This window comes from Methylobacterium sp. AMS5, assembly GCF_001542815.1.
Classification (GTDB): Bacteria; Pseudomonadota; Alphaproteobacteria; order Rhizobiales; family Beijerinckiaceae; genus Methylobacterium.
Window position 1 is genome coordinate 1,105,343 of record NZ_CP006992.1, and the last position, 15,752, is coordinate 1,121,094.

A 15,752-nucleotide genomic window follows, 5' to 3' on the forward strand; every position below is an offset into this window, starting at 1 on the left:
CCGAAGTGATGATCCGGAAGCGATACGAGAACCTAACATGGGAGCGCCGTGGCTCGAAGAAAGCCGTGGCGGCGATCCTCAATCCGTCGTCAGCCCCTTCATCTCCACCTGCTCGAACCGGTGCTGCTCCGCGGTGACGAGGGCGGAGAGGTCGCGCTTCAGGGCGTTGAAGGCGGCCGAGGCGCTGTCGCGCGGGCGCGGCAGCTCGACCCGCAGGTCGCGCTTGATCGTGCCGGGGCGGTAGGTGAGCACGACGATGCGGTCGGCGAGATAGATCGATTCCTCGATCGAGTGGGTGACGAACACGATGGTCTTGCCCGTCGCCGCCCAGATCCGCAGCAACTCGTCCTGCAGCGAGCGGCGGGTCAGGGCGTCGAGCGCGCCGAACGGCTCGTCCATGAGCATGACCGGGCTGTCCAGCGCCAGAACGCGGGCGATCGCCACGCGCTGGCGCATACCGCCGGACAAGTCCTTGGGGAAACGGTCGCGGAACTCGGCGAGCTTGAGCATGTCGAGGAGCTCGGCCACCCGCGCCTGGATCGCCCCGCGGGACATGCCCTTGATCTCCAGACCGAAGGCGATGTTCTGCGCCACCGTCATCCAGGGAAACAGGGCGTATTCCTGGAACACCATGCCCCGGTCGGGACCGGGCGCGGCGACCTTGCGGCCCTCGACGTCGATGCCGCCGCGGGTCGGATGGGAGAAGCCGGCGATGGCGTTGAGCAGCGTCGACTTCCCGCAGCCGGACGGGCCGAGCAGGCAGACGAACTCACCGCGGTTGATGGTGAGGTCGATGTCCTTGAGGGCGACGACCTCGCCGCCGGTGACGGGGAAGATCTTGTCGACGCCCGCGACGACGATGTGGGGCGAGGCGGCCAGCGGCGCAACGACCGGCACGGCGTCCTGCGTGACGGAGGCGATGGGATGCGGTTGCACGGACATGGGAGACCTCACGATTCCAGGCCGCGATGCCAGCGGAGCAGGTGGTTGTTCAGGCGGCTCACCGCCATGTCGATGACGAGCCCGAGGGCGCCGATGGTCAGCATCCCGGCGATGATCTTGTCGGACCAGAAGTATTCGCGCGCCTCCAGGATGCGGAAGCCGAGGCCGTTATTGACCGCGATCATCTCGGCCACGATCACCACGATGAAGGCGGTGCCGATGCCGATCCGCGCCCCCGACAGGATGTAAGGGGTGGCCGCCGGCAGGATGACCCGCCGGAAGATCGTCATCCGGCTGGCGCCGAGGCTACGGGCGGCGCGGATGTAGATCCCGTCCACATGGCGCACGCCGGCGATGGTGTTCATCAGCACGGGGAAGAAGGCGCCGATGGCGATGAGGAACACGGCCGGCGCATTGCCGAGGCCGAACCACAGGATCGAGAGCGGGATGTAGGCGATCGGCGGGATCGGCCGCAGCACCTGCATCAACGGGTTGATATGCCGGTAGATCAGGTCGCTGGAGCCCATGAACAGGCCGAGCGGCAGGGCGAGTCCCGCGCCGACGGCGAAGCCGACGACGACGCGGTAGAGCGAGGCCACCGCATCGTGCAGCATCTCGCCGGAGAAGAGCCACGCAAACCATGATCCGTGCTCGGGATCATAGGCTTCGAGCGGCGCGAGATAGGCCCACCAGCGCACCGCGACTGCGGCGGGCGAGGGCAGCACCATCGGGTTGACGAGCCCGGCCGTGCAGGCGAGTTGCCAGATCACGAGAATGGCGACGGGAACCGCCAGCCCCTCGGCCAGGGGTTTGAGACGTAAGGCGTTCACGGGAAGCCCTCCTCAGTTCGTGCCGGCTGAGGCCTTGGCGGCCTCCAGCAGGTCGAGCTTCACCCACTCGGCGGCCTTGGCGGGCTTCGACATCTTGCCGATGCCGTGCTCGGCCATGACGTCGGTGGTGCTCTGGATGTGGCCGGCGCTCATCTCCAGGGTGTAGGGCGAGTTGGCGAGCGCCTCCTGGAACTCGGCGGCCGTGACCTGGCCCTTGAACACGTCCTGCGTGACGAAGGTCTCGGCGGCCTTCGGGTTTTCCATGAAGGTCTTCTGCGCCTTCACGAAGCACTCCATGAACTTGGTCGCGACCGGCTTCTTTTCGCCGTAGAACTTCTCCGTCATCACCAGCGTGCGGATCGGCGACCCGACCGGGGTGTCGTAGGGCTTGATCACCTCGACGCCGAAGCCGCGGGCGATGGCCTGGGCCGATTGCGGCTCGGTCTGCATGATCGCATCGACCTGCTTCTGCAGCAGCGCCTGGTTGAGATCCGGATAGCCGAGATAGATCAGGTTGACGTCGCGGGCCTTGAGGCCGTGCTTGGCCATCTCGGCGCCGAGCAGCACCTCCTGGATGGAGCCGCGGGTGACGCCGACCTTCTTCCCCTTGAGGTCGGCCGCCGACTTGATGCCGGATTCGGGCGTGGCGAGCAGGCGCGCGCCGCCCTTGGCGAAGCCGCCGACGATGAAGACGGGGGCGCCGTTGCCGCGCGCCGAGATTGCGGCCTCGGACGCGGTGGCGCCGACATCGAGTTCGCCGGCGAGCATCGCCTGCATGATGTCGGGCCCCTTGGCGAAGATCTTGAGATCGATGGTCAGGCCGCAGGTCTTCGCGATCTCCTTGACGTAGGAGACGCCGGCGAAGTGAGCGAGCTTGAGGTTGCCGACGCGCACCACTTCCTGCGCGGAAAGCGGAAGCGGGGCGAGCGATGCGGCGGTCGCGGCCGCGAGCATGGCAAGGCTGCGACGCGTGAAACGAAGGCGTTCGAGCAAGGGGCTTCTCCCGGATGGCCCGGCTCTGCGGCCGGTGCGGATGGTCCGGCCCTCTTTGCAGAGCGCATGCCAGCCATGCAGGAAGTGCTAACCTTCGCGCAATCGCCTGTGCGGAAAGGGTTTTTTCTGAATACTTCGGATCATGTCCGAACGACGGGCGGCGGATTTCCGCCACCTGCGCCGTCGTGGCGGCGGATGGCCGCCACCCACACGCCATTGTGATGGACGGACCTCGACGGCTGGCGCGTGCCCAAGACGTTGTCAGTCGAGCGGCACGAGGACGATGGCGTCGCCTTCGAGCCGCGCCTGGACCGACTGGCCCCAGCGGGCGCCGCCGAGATCGTCGGCCGTCTTGTAAAGACCGTCGATGGCGACGAGTTCCGGCTCGAACTTACGGGTGAGGATGCGGGCGCCCGGATCACCCACCGCTCCCGCGATCGCCCGTCCGCGCAGGGCGCCGTAGATGTGGATCGAGCCCCCCGCGATCACCTCCGCCCCCGAGGCGACCGAACCCATCACGGTCACGTCGCCGTCGAGATGCTGGATCACCTGCCCCGAGCGCACCGGCGCGTCGAGCACGAAGGAGCGCGTCCGAGCCGGCGCCGCGGACGCCACCAAAGCCGGGGCCGACGGGTGGTCCGCCGCCGTGGGTGCCTCGGCGGCGCCGGGCTCGGGGGGGGCGATGTCCTCGACCGGCTTGCCGCCCACCAGCGGCGGCGGGAAACCGGGCCCGAGCGAGGTCGGTCCGATGCCCTCGATGCCGAGGATGGTGATGGAGCGCCGGTTCAATTCCTCGCAGAGATGGGCGAGGTCCGAACGCTCGAAGCGCAGGCCGGTCACGTCGAGAATGATCGCCCGCACCGAGAAGAAGGCGGGCGCGCGCCGCTTGAGCGCGTCGAGTTCGGCGAGCCACTGATCGATCGGCGGCACGGGGGCCAGCACCATCGCCAGGAAGGAGCGGCCGCGGAAGCGGATCGGGGGACGGTCGGTCACGGGAAATTTCGCGGCGAAGGGATCATGCCTCGAAGCTTATGGCAGATCCCCGACCCGTCCGGCCAGGAGCCGGCGCTCCTCAACAGCAAAGTGGCGCGCGGGGCGCCGACTGCCGAGGCGCAGGCCGGCTCCCGTCGCTCAGGCCGGGCAGGCGCCGACACGGGCGAGCACGCCGTCGGCGACCTGCGCATCGTAGAGCGCCTGGACGTCGGCGATGCCGAGCGGCTGGTCCGGTCCACCGTCCGCGCCCAGGAACAGGTAGATCGTGCCCTCGACCCCGCGATGGCCGAAGAAGACGATCGCTTCGCTCTCGCCCGCCCCTTCGAAATGCGGCTCGCCGTTGACGACGCCTTCGACGTAGCTGCCCGTGGGCCGTATCTCCTTCAGCGTGCCGTCCGGGCGGTAGAAGCGCAGTTCACCCTGCAGCACCAGGGTGAAGTACGGGCAGGTGTGGCGGTGGAGCGGCTGTCGCGTCCACGGCGCGAACTTGTAGACGATATCGACGATCCCGCTCGCCGCATCGCACTTGTAGATGAAGAAGGCGACGTCATCGAAGCCGTCCAGTCTGCGCCAGGGGATGTTGCTGTCGTCGAAGGTGCTCGGCATGGCGTTTCCTCGCGATTGGGTTCCTCTCCGGTCCGGGCGTCGTGGCCCGGCACCCGACTCTCCAGTTGCCCGAACGGACAACGGAGCCGGGAGCCCGCATCATAGCGCAGCGGGCGAGCCGGACTTGCCGGAAGGTGACAGGACCTTCGACCGGCCCCCGCTCGGGGAGGCCGAGCCCGGCGTACCCCGCGCAGCAGCCCCCGCACGGGTGGAATACCCACCGGCTTGCAGGATCACCCCGGTTTCCTCTATTGCAGCGCGACACTGCCCGATTCCCGTGAGCCCGCCGCGACGGTCGCCTCAGAGCGTTCCGCCACGTGACGGGCTCGCCATGCTTCCGAGACCCTCCGATGAAGCTGCGCAACATCGCCATCATCGCCCACGTCGATCACGGCAAAACGACGCTGGTCGACAAGCTGCTTCAGCAGTCCGGCACCTTCCGCGAAAACCAGCGGGTCGAGGAGCGGGCGATGGATTCCAACGACCTCGAGAAGGAGCGTGGCATCACGATCCTGGCCAAGGCGACCTCGGTCGTCTGGCAGGATACTCGGGTCAACATCGTCGACACCCCCGGCCACGCCGATTTCGGCGGCGAGGTCGAGCGCATCCTCTCGATGGTCGATGGCGTGATCGTGCTGGTCGATGCCGCGGAGGGCCCGATGCCGCAGACCAAGTTCGTGGTCGGCAAGGCGCTCAAGATCGGCCTTCGCCCGATCGTCGCGATCAACAAGGTCGACCGGCCGGATGCGCGCATCAACGAGGTCGTGAACGAGGTGTTCGACCTGTTCGCGGCGCTTGACGCCACCGACGAGCAGCTCGACTTCCCGATCCTCTACGGCTCGGGCCGCAACGGCTGGATGGCCGATTCGCCGGACGCCTCGCCGGATGTCGGCCTCGCGCCGCTGTTCGATCTCGTGCTCAAGCACGTGCCGCAGGCGCGCGTCGAAGAGGGCCCGTTCCGGATGCTCGGCACGCTGCTCGAAGCCAACCCGTTCCTCGGCCGCATCATCACCGGGCGCATCGCCTCGGGCACGGTGAAGCCGAACCAGTCGATCAAGGTTCTCGATCGCACCGGCAAGGTCGTGGAGACCGGCCGCGTCTCGAAGATCCTCGCCTTCCGCGGCCTGGAGCGCGCGCCGATCGAGGTCGGTGAGGCGGGCGACATCGTCTCCATCGCCGGTCTGGTGAAGGGCACGGTGGCCGACACCTTCTGCGACCCGCAGGTCGAGACGCCGATCCAGGCCCAGCCGATCGATCCGCCGACCGTCACCATGTCGTTCATCGTCAACGATTCGCCGCTCGCCGGCACCGAGGGCGACAAGGTCACGAGCCGGATGATCCGCGACCGCCTGTTCAAGGAGGCCGAGGGCAACGTCACGCTCAAGATCGAGGAAGCCGCCGACAAGGATTCGTTCTACGTCTCCGGCCGCGGCGAGCTGCAGCTCTCGATCCTGATCGAGACCATGCGCCGCGAGGGCTTCGAAGTGGCCGTGTCGCGTCCGCGCGTCGTCCTGGAGAAGGACGAGGCCGGCGAGATCCTGGAGCCCGTCGAAGAGGTCGTGGTCGACGTCGACGAGGAGTATTCGGGCGTCGTCGTACAGAAGATGTCCGAGCGCAAGGCCGAGATGATCGAGATGCGGCCCTCGGGCGGCAACCGTCTCCGGCTCGTCTTCCACGCTCCGACCCGCGGCCTCATCGGCTACCAGGGCGAGCTGATGACCGACACCCGCGGCACCGCGATCATGAACCGCCTGTTCAAGGCCTACGAGCCCTACAAGGGCGAGATCGCCGGCCGCCGCAACGGCGTGCTGATCTCGAACGACAAGGGTGAGGCCGTGGCCTACGCCATGTGGAACCTCGAAGACCGCGGCCCGATGATGATCGAGCCCGGCGCCAAGGTCTATCAGGGCATGATCGTCGGCGAGCACAACCGCGAGAACGACCTCGAGGTGAACGTGCTCAAGGGCAAGAAGCTCACCAACATCCGCACCACCTCGAAGGACGAGGCCGTGCGCCTGACGCCGCCGATCCGGATGACGCTGGAGAAGTCGCTGGCCTGGATTCAGGACGACGAGCTGATGGAAGTCACGCCGAAGTCGATCCGCCTGCGCAAGATCCACCTCGACCCGAACGACCGCAAGCGCTTCGAGCGTTCGAAGGAAGCGATGACGGGCTAAACGCCCCGCTTCATTCGCCAAACCGAAAAGGCCCCGATGCGGCGAACGCATCGGGGCCTTTTTCATTCGGCGTCCCTCACGAACGGGAACTTCGGATCACGCTCCCCCTATCCCGCGAAACGAAGAGAGGGGGGGGACGACGCGTCCGAGCCGATCACTCCGGTCAGCCGCGGAGATCGAGTTCCCAACTCGCCTCAGGCCGCCCGCACCGTGTGAAGGAACTGGCGGACCTGGCCATCGAGATGCTCGGACTGACGCGACAGTTCGGAGGCCGAGATCAGCACTTGGCTCGCCGCTGCTCCCGTCTCCTGGGCCGCCACCGCGACGCTCGCGACGTTGCCCGTCACGGCACCGGTGCCGGCGGACGCTTCGGAGACGTTGCGCACGATCTCCTGGGTCGCCGCACCCTGCTCCTCGACCGCCGCAGCGATCGAACTGGCCAGCCCGTCGATCTCGCGGATGCGGGCGGCGATGTCGCCGATGGCCGTGACCGCCTGCCCGGTGATGGTCTGAACCTGTCCGATCTGCCCCGAGATCTCGTCGGTGGCCCGCGCGGTCTGGTTGGCGAGTTCCTTGACCTCGGCCGCGACCACCGCGAAGCCGCGGCCCGCTTCGCCCGCGCGCGCCGCCTCGATGGTGGCGTTGAGCGCGAGCAGGTTGGTCTGACCGGCGATGGTAGAGATCAGCCCCACAACGTCGCCAATCTTGGCGGCGGCGACGCTGAGATCCTGTACGAGCTGCGCGGTGCCCTCGGCCTCGACCACCGCCTTCTGCGCGAGGGTCGTCGAGCCAGTAACCTGCCGGGCGATCTCTTGCACCGAGGCGCCAAGCTCCTCGGCCGCCGCGGCGACCGTGCCGACATTGGTGGCGGCCTCTTCCGCGGCGGCGGCGGCGGCGTTCGATTGGTCGGCCGTCTGCGAGGCGGTGCCGGCCATGCCCTGCGCGGTCACTTGCAACTCCGTGGCGGCAGCGGAGACGGTGCCGACGATGCCGCTCACCGCGCGCTCGAAATTATCGGCCATGTCGCGCATCGCCGCCTTGCGCTGCGCCTCGGCACCGGCCCGCGCCAGGGCGGTCTCTTCTTCCAGGGCGCGGGTGCGGATCAGGTTGTCCTTGAACACCTGCACCGCGCCCGCCATGGCCCCAACCTCCTCGCGGCGCTCCCGGAAGGGGATCTCGACGCTGGCGTCTCCTTCCGCGAGGCGGCTCATCAGCCCGGTCATCCGGCGGACCGGGCGGGAGACAAAGCCGTTCAGCAGCATGATGCCGAGCCCGGCCACGACGAGGAGCGCAACGAAGCCGGCGCCGACGGCGAAGCGGGACGATGCGGCCGCGTCCTTCACGGTGTCGGCACGGACTTCCAGCAAGCCGGTCTCGGAACTCGCGATCTCGGCGGCGACCTTGCGCACGGCATCCATGGCGCTCTTGCCCGCGCCGGAGGCCTCGATCTGACGCGCCTGCGCCTGGGTCGCCTCGTTGCGCATGAGGGCGATCTCGCGCTCCGCGACGGTCCCGATCCACTGCCGGGTGGCCGCATCGAGCGCGTCGAGCCGGCTCACCTGCTGCGGGTTGTCGGCCACGAGGCCGCGCAGCCGCTTCAGCGTCTCGCCATAGATCTTGGTGCCCGAATTGTACGGTTCGAGGAAAGAGGGATCGGCCGAGATCAGATAGCCGCGCAGACCGGTCTCCTGGTCCACCAGGGCGCCGGTGAGCCGGTCGAGTTGAAGCAGAACCTCGTAGCTGTGATCGCGCCAGCGGTTCGAGTCCTCGATCGTGCCGAGGCTGCGCCATGTCGTGAACGAGGCGCCCGAAACGGCAGCGATGACGAAGGCGAAAACCAGGACGAGTTTGGCGACGATGGGAAGGTTGGCAAAGGCCCGCATGGACTTGACTCGAAATGCGAATGCGCCGCACGACGGCCGCGCTTGCAACATTTGATGACTTTCGAGCTGCTAAGAGCGGGTTAATCCCGAGGCGTACGAGTAAATTGTGCGCAGATGTGATCGATGATCCGACCTTGCGTGATTCGCACCGATCACAGGATCCGGCGATCCGGGAGGCACAGGCCGGCTTAAGGATTGTTTCCGTCCGCACGTTTCGGCCAAGCGGCTGAAGTATCTGGCTTTCTCAGCCTGGACTGGCGTGATGGGAAAATCTTGCCCGGCAATTCTTGCCCGGTGCGCGTAAAAATTAACTCCCCGGTAACCATCCGGGCGGTCAATGGGCGTGTCGGTAAGGAAACGTCAACGCCCGTGACCAGCCCCGCTCCCACCCGCCCCTCACTGCCCCTGCGAGGCCGCGTGTTCCGCGCCGTCTCATTGGCGCCGGAAGCCCCCCTCGCCGAATGGCTCGCCCTCTTGGACGCAGCCCTGAAGCGATCGGCCACGCTGTTCGACGACAGGGCCGTGATCCTCGACGTCGCCGGCCTCAAAGCCGCGCCGTCCGAGTTGGAGACCCTGATCGCCGAGCTGTCGGCCCGGCAGCTCCGTATCCTCGGCATCGAGGGCGCGGAGGCTCCGCTGCCCTCGCTCTTGCCGCCGCGGCTCGTCGGCGGTCGCCCCGCCGGCGACGTCGTCGAGGCGCCGGCGTTCGAGGAAGAGAAGCCGGGCGTGTCGTCCCTCACCATCGAGGGCTCGGTGCGTTCGGGCCAAAGCATCGTCCACCGCGAGGGGGACGTGACCGTGATGGGCTCGGTGTCCTCGGGCGCCGAGATCCTCGCGGGCGGCTCCATCCACGTCTACGGCGCCCTGCGCGGGCGGGCCATCGCGGGCGCCGCCCGCAACCCTCGCGCACGCATCTACTGCCGCAAGTTCGAGCCCGAGCTTCTCGGCATCGACCGCCTCGTCCGCACGGCCGAGGACATGGGCACTCACCTGCGCGGTCAAGCGGTCCAGATCTGGTCCGACGGCGGCGCGATCAAAATTGCAGCCTTGGGTTAAGGGGAAACGAGAATGGCCAAGGTTCTTTGTGTCACGTCCGGTAAGGGCGGCGTCGGCAAGACCACCACGACGGCAGCGCTCGGTGCGGCGCTGGCGCAGGCCGGCGAGAAGGTCTGCGTGGTCGATTTCGACGTCGGCCTGCGCAACCTCGACCTGATCATGGGCGCCGAACGCCGCGTGGTCTACGACCTGATCAACGTCACCAACGGCGATGCCAAGCTGCCGCAGGCGCTGATCCGCGACAAGCGCCTGGAAAACCTCTCCCTGCTGCCCGCCTCCCAGACCCGCGACAAGGACGCGCTCACCGACGAGGGCGTCGAGCGGGTGATGGGCGAGCTTCGCGAGAAGTTCGACTGGATCGTCTGCGACAGCCCCGCCGGCATCGAGCGCGGCGCCCAGCTCGCCATGCGCCACGCCGACGTGGCCGTGGTGGTGACGAACCCCGAGGTCTCCTCGGTGCGCGACTCGGACCGGATCATCGGCCTGCTCGACTCCAAGACGGTGCGCGCCGAGCGCGGCGACACGATCGAGAAGCACCTGATCCTGACCCGCTTCGACCCGGCCCGCGCCGACCGTGGCGACATGCTCAAGGTCGACGACGTGCTCGAGATCCTCTCGATCCCGCTGCTGGCCATCATCCCGGAAAGCCTCGAAGTGCTGCGCGCCTCGAATGTCGGCTGCCCGGTGACGCTCAACAACCCGCTCTGCGCGCCCTCCCGCGCCTACATCGATGCCGTGCGTCGCCTGAAGGGCGAGACCGTGCCGATGGCGATCCCCTCCGACCGCAAATCCCTGATCAACAAGCTGTTCACACGGAGGGCCGCATGAGTGTCCTGACCTTCCTCAAGCCGCGTGGCTCCGGTTCGGTCGCACGCGAACGCCTTCAGCTCATCCTCGCGCACGAGCGCGTGGAGAATGGGCGACCCGACCTGATCATCACGTTGCGCGAAGAGATCCTGAACGTGATCGCCAAGCACGTCACGGTCGAGCGCGACAAGGTGCAGATCAAGCTGGAACGGGGCGAAGGCGTCTCGACCCTCGGCGTGGACATCGAATTCCCCGTCGATGCGGTGATCAAGCCGAAGGCGAAGGCCAAGCGCGCCATCGCCTGACCCGCGGTCCTCCGGACGAATCACGACCTGCGGCTCCGAACGGGCGCCGCAGGTCTTTTCATTTCAAGGCGCTGTCCGGAGCCGCGTCGCGACTGACGGTATTGTCCCTGGAGGTGGCGTAGCTCGCCGGTCGCGGGAGAGCCCGCCTTGGGCCCTTCACAGCGCTGAAGCAGGCGGGATCTCGCGGGGTGGTCATCGGCGGTTGCCGGGTCGGGTTGCGAGCACCACTGTCGCGCCGCGCTCGACGATCGGCCTGTCGAAGGCGACGCCGCGCACGTCGAGCCGGTTCGATCGCAGCATCGCCATCGCCGACACGATGTCGCTCTTCGACGAGCGGATGCTGCTCACGGTCGGCGGCCGATGGCAGAGCCTCGACGTGAATTCCTACAATCCCGTCACGGGCTTTCGCAGCGGTGCGAGCGAGAGCGGCGCCTTCTCGCCCGGCATCGGCCTGTCGCCGGGCCTCAGCCTGACGGGCCGGGTGATCTACACCGCGGCGCAGTATTGCGATCTGGCCAACAGCCAGAAGATCCCCGACCGGGCGACGCTCGATCTCGGCCTGCGCTACGCCACCCTGTTCCGGGACAGGCCGCTGACGCGCCGGGCCAACGTCGTCAACGTGACGGGCAACAACGATTGGGCGACGACGGGGCGCGGCATCCTCGCCCAAGGAACGCCGCGAACGGTGCTGCTCTCCGCCTCGGTGGACTTTTGAGGGCTCAGGCCCGCCGCGTCAGCCGGAAGGCGGGGGCGTGATCGGGCTGGGTCGTCACCACGGCCGCCGGGAGCACCGGGCGCGTGTCCGCCCGCTCGATCCGGAAATGCCCGACGATCCGGCTCAACGCGAGCGTCGCCTCGGTGAGCGCGAAGGCCGCGCCGATGCAGACCCGCGGCCCCGCCCCGAAGGGCAGGTAGGCGAAGCGCGGCACCGGCGGCGCGCCGGGCAAGAAGCGGCCCGGATCGAAGGCGTCGGGGTCGCGCCACAGCGTACGGTGCCGGTGCAGCAGCCAGGGCGAGATCGTCACGCTGTCGCCGGGCCGGATCGCCTCGCCGGCCAGCTCGTCCGGACCGAGCGCGCGGCGGGCCAGCACGAAGGCGGGCGGGTAGAGCCGCATCGTCTCCTCGATCACCGCGCGGGTGAACGGTTTGTCCACGCTCCCCGATTCCGCCGCCACGGCTCCTTGCGTTTCCGGTGCGAGCGCGAGGAGGGTGCACGCCCAGAGCAGGGTCACCGCCGTGGTCTCGTGCCCGGCCAGGATCATGGTGGCGACCTGATCGCGCAACTCCTCGTGCGAGAAGCCCCGGCCGGTCTCGGGATCGCGGGCGGCCCGCAGCAGGTCGAGCAGGTCCCGCGCCTCGCCTCCGACGTGACGCCCACTCTGGCCCTCGTCGCGGTCGGCGATGACCTCATCGAGGAAGCCGACCCAGTCGCGGCGGAAGCGGGCGCGGGCCCGGTCGAGCGGCGTGGCGAAGCGCAAGGGCACCAGCAGATCGGTCAGGTGCGGGCGCCCGAGCCGCGCGGCGTAGGCTTCGAGGAAGCCGCGCAGGCGGTCGCCGTGGCGGGCCATGCCGACAGAGAACATGGTGCGCCCGGCGATCTCCAGGGCGAGCCGCTGGAGCGCGGCGAACAGATCGACCGGTCCGCGTGCCGCCGGGCCTTCGAGGGCCGCGACCGCCTCGTCGCTCGCCGACAGGATGTGGGGCACCAGCGTCTCCACCGCCCGCGGGGTGAAGGCAGGCGCCAGCGCGCGCCGCTGGTGGCGCCACGCCGTCCCCTCGCTGATGAGCAGGCCGTCGCCGAGCATCGGCCGCAGCAGGCGGATGGTGATCGGGGTGCGGGCGTAGTTGGCGGCGTTGTCCACCAGCACGCGCCGCACCAGGTCCGGATCGCTGACGGTGAAGCGCGCGCGCCCGAACAGCCGGCGGCGGCGCAAGGGCGACTCGTAGGCGGAGGCCGGCCAGCACGCGATGCCGTTGACCCGCATCGCCGCGATGAAGCGCAGGGTCGGCAATTCCTCTTCCGGCGGCACCGGCACCGGCGGCACCAAGCGCGGCGCCGCGTGGCCGGGCGGAGCCTGCATGTCCATTCCGTCAGTTCCTCTCGCGCCCGTGAGCGGGCGCTCGCGAAGCGTTCTAGGCGCTGAGGCCCGCCGGGGCGAGTGCCATGGCGGACGGGCCCGGCGATGGGCTGCGAAGCCTCAACCGCACGACGAGAGCGGATGAAAATTTCGCCCCGGACGTAGCACAGGCAAGCTCAGATCACGGGCCAAGTCTTCGGAAAACCCTCGGAACTTCTCTTTTCGACAGACGTCAACGGTCGTTGATTGCAAGGGAATCTCTCGATTTGACCGCATCTCCGTCGATCCGCGTCCTCGATCCGTCCCGCTGCCATCTCGGCGAGGGGCCGAGCTACGATCCGGCGACCGACACCGCGTGGTGGGTCGATATCCTGGAGAACCGCCTGTTCGAATTGCCCCTGAGCGAGGGTGCCGGCCCGGCGAAGGTGCACGCCCTGCCGTTCATGGCGAGCGACGTCGCCGCCATCGACGCCGAGCGGCAACTGCTCTCGGCGGAGGACGGGCTCTACCTCCGCACGCTCCGCGACGGGAGCCTGAGCCTGTTCTGCCCGCTGGAAGCGGAGGATGCCGGCACCCGCTCCAATGACGGCCGGGTCCATCCGAGCGGCGCGCTCTGGATCGGCACCATGGGCCGGGACGCCGAGACCGGGCGCGGCGCGATCTACCACGTCGCCGGCACGCGCGTGACGCGACTGTTCTCCGGCCTCTCGATCCCCAACGGGATCGCCTTCTCGCCGGACGGCGCGACCGGCTACTTCGTCGATACCGACGAGGGTGTGCTGCGCCGCGTCACGCTCGACCCCGCCACCGGCCTGCCCGTGGGCGAGCCCGAGACCCATTACGACCACAGCGGCGGCGAGGGCGGAATCGATGGCGCGGCGGTGGACGCCGAGGGGCTGATCTGGACCGCGCGCTTCGGCGGCGCCTGCCTCGACGCCTACAGCCCGGCGGGCGAGCGGGTGCGCACCGTGTCCGTCCCGGCGCGCCAGCCCACCTGCCCGACCTTCGCCGGCCGCGACCTCGACCGGCTCCTCCTCACCACGGCCTACGAAGGCATGGACGAGGCCGCCCGGGCGGAGGACCCCGAGCACGGGCGCACCCTGCTCGTGGACATCGGCGTCCGTGGCCTGTTGGAGCCGGCCTTCCGCCTCAAGGCCTGATCGGCCGGGCCGAGCCTCACCCTCCACGAAACCGGGCAGCCAGCCTGCGGCGCCCCAGGAACGACCATGTCCGAGACGATGTCCGATCCGCAGACCCGCCCCTATCAGCCGATCGAGGCTTACGCGCTCCTCAGCAATTGCGAGGGCTGCGCACTCGTGGCGCGCGATGGCGGGATCGACTGGGCCTGCCTCGAGCGCTTCGACGCCGACCCCTCCTTCTCGCGCCTGCTCGATAAGACTCGCGGCGGCCATTTCACCATCCGGCCGACCGAGCGCTTCGAGACCGCGCGGCAATATCTGAGCCGCAGCAACATCATCGAGACCACCTTCACCACGCAGACCGGCTTCGTGACGCTCCACGACTTCATGGTCGGGCCGGAGGGCGGCGAGGGCCGGCCGCGATTGGTGCGCCTCGTCACCGGCGTCTCGGGCTGCGTCTCGATGATCGCCGAGTACCGCCCGCTCGCAGGCTTCGCGGAGGACTTCGCGCCGCTCGCCGTCGAGGGCCACCGCGTCACCGCGCCGGGTTGCCCCGGCCTCGTCTCGGAGGCCGCGTTCTCGACGGAGGGCGAGTTGGCCGCCGCGCGATTCACCCTGGAGGGCGGGCAGGCCTGCGGCTTCGCCCTCTATCGCGACACCCCACCCGAGACCTGCCCGGACGTCCGCTTTCTCATGGAGGAGACGCGCCGGGCCTGGGTGCTTTGGACGGAGGGCGCGGCCTATGCCGGCCCGCTCGCGGACGAGCTGATGCGCTCGGCGCTGGTGCTGAAGGCACTGACCTACGAGCCCACTGGGGCGATCGTGGCCGCGGCCACCACCTCCCTGCCGGAGGAGATCGGCGGCATCCGCAACTGGGACTATCGCTTCTGCTGGATTCGCGACGCCTGCCTGTCCTTCTACGTGCTCAAGAAGTTCGGGATGACCCGCGAGGCGGAATCCTTCTTCGGCTTCGTCACCGAGCTGTGCGAGCGGGAAGAGAGCCGCCTGAAGCCGCTCTACAGCATTTCGGGCGAGGCCGACCTCAAGGAGATCCAGATCGATCATTTCGAGGGCTGGCGCGGCAGCACCCCGGTGCGCCACGGCAACGAGGCGGCCGAGCAGCATCAGGCCGACGCCTACGGCCAAGTGCTCGACCTGCTCTACCTCTACGAGCGCCTGGGCGGCACGATGCCGGAGGCGATGCGCAAGCACGGGGCGCGGCTCGCCGACGTCTCGGCGGCGCATTGGCACGAGCCCGATGCCGGCCTGTGGGAGCCGCGCAAGCCCGAGGAGCGCTACCTGCACGCGGCGATCATGAACTGGGTCGCCCTCGACCGGGCGATCCGCCTGTTCGGCGAGCGTGAGGAATGGTGCCGCGAGCGCGACCGGATCGTCGCCTGCATCAACGGCGAGGCGATCCACCGCGACGGATACTACCCGCAATATATCGGCGGCGACGACGTCGATGCCGCGCTTCTGATCGCGCCGATGGTCGGCTTCCCCGTGGACGAAGCGGCTTTCGCCCGCACCGTCGACGTGGTGATCGAGCGCCTCGGCCACGGCCCCCTCGTCTACCGCTACAAGAACGACGACGGGCTGCCCGGCCACGAGGGCACCTTCCTGCTCTGCGCCTTCTGGCTCGTGGATGCCCTGCTCTGGCTCGGGCGGGACGAGGAGGCGCGTACCCGCTTCCAGGCGCTGCGCGCGCTGCAGAACGATGTCGGCCTCTACGCTGAGGAGGTCGCGGAGGACGACACCTTCCTCGGGAACTTCCCGCAGGCTTTCAGCCATCTCGGCTTCATCCACAGCGCGCTGATGCTCGACCTCTCCGAGCATGGCGGCCGCGAAGCGGTGCAGGGCACCTACGCCGACCGCTCCCTGCGCGAGACGGATTCGCGCCGGGCGCCCCGTATCCACGGGGCCGAAGCGGGGGCGTGAGAGCC

At 68.8% G+C, this 15,752-nt stretch carries 14 protein-coding genes; 7 read left to right on the top strand and 7 right to left on the bottom strand.

Features of this window, described 5'->3' with window-relative positions:
- Nucleotides 1-78: 78 nt before the first annotated feature.
- From Y590_RS05100 to Y590_RS05120, 5 genes are all read right to left on the bottom strand, one after another.
- Nucleotides 79-942, bottom strand: coding sequence for an ABC transporter ATP-binding protein (locus tag Y590_RS05100; protein WP_060768914.1), 864 nt, complete (start codon nt 940-942; stop codon nt 79-81).
- A gap of 8 nt (nt 943-950) precedes the next feature.
- The gene (locus Y590_RS05105; protein WP_060768915.1) at nt 951-1,772 is read right to left on the bottom strand and encodes an ABC transporter permease; all 822 of its coding nucleotides are present in this window, start codon (nt 1,770-1,772) and stop codon (nt 951-953) included.
- Nucleotides 1,773-1,784: 12 nt separating this feature from the next.
- Nucleotides 1,785-2,765, bottom strand: coding sequence for an ABC transporter substrate-binding protein (locus Y590_RS05110; protein WP_060768916.1), 981 nt, complete (start codon nt 2,763-2,765; stop codon nt 1,785-1,787).
- A gap of 261 nt (nt 2,766-3,026) precedes the next feature.
- Nucleotides 3,027-3,758: a septum site-determining protein MinC gene (minC, locus tag Y590_RS05115; protein ID WP_060768917.1), complete on the bottom strand. Its 732-nt coding sequence runs from the start codon at nt 3,756-3,758 to the stop codon at nt 3,027-3,029.
- A 138-nt stretch (nt 3,759-3,896) separates the two neighbouring features.
- On the bottom strand, nt 3,897-4,364 hold the full coding sequence (locus Y590_RS05120) for a cupin domain-containing protein (protein ID WP_060768918.1): 468 nt from the start codon (nt 4,362-4,364) through the stop codon (nt 3,897-3,899).
- A gap of 350 nt (nt 4,365-4,714) precedes the next feature.
- Between Y590_RS05120 and typA the strand changes: the two genes are divergently transcribed.
- Entirely contained in the window at nt 4,715-6,541 is a 1,827-nt protein-coding gene (gene typA / locus Y590_RS05125; RefSeq protein ID WP_060768919.1) for a translational GTPase TypA, read from the top strand.
- 194 nt (nt 6,542-6,735) lie between these two features.
- On the opposite strand, the gene Y590_RS05130 is transcribed toward typA, so the two are convergent.
- Nucleotides 6,736-8,424, bottom strand: coding sequence for a methyl-accepting chemotaxis protein (locus tag Y590_RS05130; protein WP_060768920.1), 1,689 nt, complete (start codon nt 8,422-8,424; stop codon nt 6,736-6,738).
- A 417-nt stretch (nt 8,425-8,841) separates the two neighbouring features.
- Between Y590_RS05130 and minC (Y590_RS05135) the strand changes: the two genes are divergently transcribed.
- The 4 genes from minC (Y590_RS05135) to Y590_RS05150 all read left to right on the top strand — a co-directional run bounded on the left by minC (Y590_RS05135) (nt 8,842) and on the right by Y590_RS05150 (nt 11,307).
- Nucleotides 8,842-9,480, top strand: a complete 639-nt coding sequence (gene minC / locus Y590_RS05135; protein ID WP_060768921.1) for a septum site-determining protein MinC — start codon at nt 8,842-8,844, stop codon at nt 9,478-9,480.
- Between the two features lie 12 nt (nt 9,481-9,492).
- Nucleotides 9,493-10,308 (top strand): septum site-determining protein MinD, encoded by an 816-nt coding sequence (gene minD / locus Y590_RS05140; RefSeq protein WP_003602600.1) that lies wholly within the window; start codon nt 9,493-9,495, stop codon nt 10,306-10,308.
- Nucleotides 10,305-10,592, top strand: a complete 288-nt coding sequence (gene minE / locus Y590_RS05145) for a cell division topological specificity factor MinE (RefSeq protein WP_003602598.1) — start codon at nt 10,305-10,307, stop codon at nt 10,590-10,592. Before minD ends, minE begins: the two co-directional genes overlap by 4 nt.
- A gap of 202 nt (nt 10,593-10,794) precedes the next feature.
- Nucleotides 10,795-11,307: a TonB-dependent receptor gene (locus Y590_RS05150; protein ID WP_060768922.1), complete on the top strand. Its 513-nt coding sequence runs from the start codon at nt 10,795-10,797 to the stop codon at nt 11,305-11,307.
- 4 nt (nt 11,308-11,311) lie between these two features.
- On the opposite strand, the gene Y590_RS05155 is transcribed toward Y590_RS05150, so the two are convergent.
- A complete protein-coding gene (locus Y590_RS05155) occupies nt 11,312-12,679 on the bottom strand; it encodes a cytochrome P450 (RefSeq protein WP_060768923.1) in 1,368 nt (455 codons plus the stop codon).
- Nucleotides 12,680-12,936: 257 nt separating this feature from the next.
- On the opposite strand from Y590_RS05155, the gene Y590_RS05160 reads away from it, so the two are divergent.
- Nucleotides 12,937-13,830, top strand: coding sequence for an SMP-30/gluconolactonase/LRE family protein (locus Y590_RS05160; protein ID WP_060768924.1), 894 nt, complete (start codon nt 12,937-12,939; stop codon nt 13,828-13,830).
- 66 nt (nt 13,831-13,896) lie between these two features.
- Nucleotides 13,897-15,747 (top strand): glycoside hydrolase family 15 protein, encoded by a 1,851-nt coding sequence (locus Y590_RS05165; RefSeq protein WP_060768925.1) that lies wholly within the window; start codon nt 13,897-13,899, stop codon nt 15,745-15,747.
- Nucleotides 15,748-15,752: the final 5 nt, after the last annotated feature.

Coding starts and splice junctions, on each gene's coding strand:
- Y590_RS05100 (WP_060768914.1), bottom strand. CDS start 942: ATGTCCGTGCAACCGCATCCCATCGCCTCCGTCACGCAGGACGCCGTG.
- Y590_RS05120 (WP_060768918.1), bottom strand. CDS start 4,364: ATGCCGAGCACCTTCGACGACAGCAACATCCCCTGGCGCAGACTGGAC.
- typA (WP_060768919.1), top strand. CDS start 4,715: ATGAAGCTGCGCAACATCGCCATCATCGCCCACGTCGATCACGGCAAA.
- Y590_RS05130 (WP_060768920.1), bottom strand. CDS start 8,424: ATGCGGGCCTTTGCCAACCTTCCCATCGTCGCCAAACTCGTCCTGGTT.
- minD (WP_003602600.1), top strand. CDS start 9,493: ATGGCCAAGGTTCTTTGTGTCACGTCCGGTAAGGGCGGCGTCGGCAAG.
- minE (WP_003602598.1), top strand. CDS start 10,305: ATGAGTGTCCTGACCTTCCTCAAGCCGCGTGGCTCCGGTTCGGTCGCA.
- Y590_RS05155 (WP_060768923.1), bottom strand. CDS start 12,679: ATGGACATGCAGGCTCCGCCCGGCCACGCGGCGCCGCGCTTGGTGCCG.
- Y590_RS05165 (WP_060768925.1), top strand. CDS start 13,897: ATGTCCGAGACGATGTCCGATCCGCAGACCCGCCCCTATCAGCCGATC.